This is a genomic window from Chloroflexus sp., assembly GCF_056331925.1.
Genome location: NZ_JBWGQH010000056.1, coordinates 1 through 1,761 on the forward strand (window position 1 = coordinate 1; position 1,761 = coordinate 1,761).

Here is a 1,761-nt window from a genome sequence, read left to right on the forward strand (position 1 = left end):
GGTATCACCGACGACGGCCCGTACCCAGTAGGGATCGGTGATCGGATAGCCCATTGCAAAGAGCCAATCGACAATTGGGCCGGTTGTGACGCGGCTGTTCTCAAACACCTTGCCGCGCCGATTCATAAAGTCCCAAAAGACTTGGGGAATGTTGTGCCCGGTAATGGTGCTGTATTGCACAATCGTGGTTTCAGGGCGGGCGAGATCGGGTTGTTCGCCGAGGTTGCCGTTGATATCGATCGTGGTGCTGACCCGTTGTTTCAGTCGTTCGGGATCACGGTAGGCAGGCCGGTACAGGTCAGGGAAGGTTGCGCGATCGGTAAATTGGCAATAGCCGGGTGAAGCTGGGTTGGCGCTGCGCGGATTACCAGCAACCGGTACGTCTGAACAACGATACTGGCGTGCATTGGTAGGAATATCACCCAACTGGATGCGGCCACTCACCATTTCGACCACTAATAAGCCATTGGTGACGATCCCATCGGCAGGCCGGTTTATCTCCATCCGTGCCTTATCAAAATATTGTACGGTACGGAGACCGTTGGGACTGTCGGCGTAGAACTCAGCATAATCAAACCATGGTCCCGGCCCCCAATACCATGTGCGCCCACCGCGTACTGCTTCGCTGTCGGTACGGGCCCAGATAGTCTCAAAGCGAGGGTCGGCAAAGCCGGTGCGACCGGAGAAGGGTGCGGCAGCGAGGGGACGAGCAGTGGGCAGCATGAGCGGGAGTAGGATGATGATGAGCATCATTCGTTGAAGATGTTTCATCGCAGTACCTCTGTTGGTTGCGATTAGGATACCGGTCCCAGGGAGCCGCACGGGGAGCTGCGCAGCCGTGCGGCCCTATTATGGATTCCACAACGGCCAGCGGTCTTGGGCGGTGTTTTGGGTGACTTGTTGGGTTATCGTACCATCGCTGACGTTCAGGATATAGATCTCGAAGTCACTGTCGCGGTCGCTGGCGAAGGCCAATTGCCGGCCATCGGGCGACCACGTCGGTGCATCGTCGGTGGCGGGATTGTTGGTGAGGCGACGCACATTGCTACCGTCGCTGTTCATCACATAAATCTCCCAATTCCCGTCGCGGTCGCTGGCGAAGGCAATTTGTTTGCCGTCGGGTGAGACGCGGGCGAAGCGATCATTGACAGCGTTGTTCGTCAGGTTGCGGATGTTCGTCAAATCAATTCCGACGTAAAGGACTTCGATATAGCCGTAGCGCAACTGCGCCCGGTAGATCTCAAAATTCCCTTCGCAGTTGGTGACCCAGAACATACTGCGGCCATCAGGCGACCACGTGGGTGTTTCCACCGTACATGCTTGCTGATACGAAGTGATCGGCTGGGCAAAACCACGTAATGGGAAGTTGAGCCGTCGCACATAGATCTGTGGGATACCAACTTGCCGTTCAGAGATGAAGGCCATCAGATTTCCGTCGGGTGATACTGACGCATTGTACTCACTGCCTGGCAAGTCAGAGTAGTCGTTAAAAGGTGGTGGGTAAGCTCCATCACCGGCACTGTAGCTGATCCGTATCACACCGGCTCCGGGTGCCTGTTCACCAGCACTGGCAGCAATGTTGTTGAGTGCGTAGATCTGTCGATACTGCGAGCTATCACGTCGCGAGTCGACGATCAGGTATTGCTGGGCCGGATCCCAACTGCGCCGCCATGAAAATGCGACGGTTTCGTTATTGTTGAAGGTTATACGCTGACCACCACCGTTAAAATTGGCACGGTAGAGTTCCCAGTAGCTACCGGT

The 1,761-nt window shown here is 55.8% G+C and carries 1 protein-coding gene and 1 pseudogene; both read right to left on the reverse strand.

Annotated features, from left to right (window positions below):
- Positions 1-771 (reverse strand): annotated as a pseudogene (locus AC01ZF_RS17490) (hypothetical protein); the annotation flags it as partial.
- A gap of 78 nt (positions 772-849) precedes the next feature.
- Positions 850-1,761 (reverse strand): TolB family protein (locus AC01ZF_RS17495; protein ID WP_428132894.1); only part of this gene is annotated, 912 nt, incomplete at its 5' end.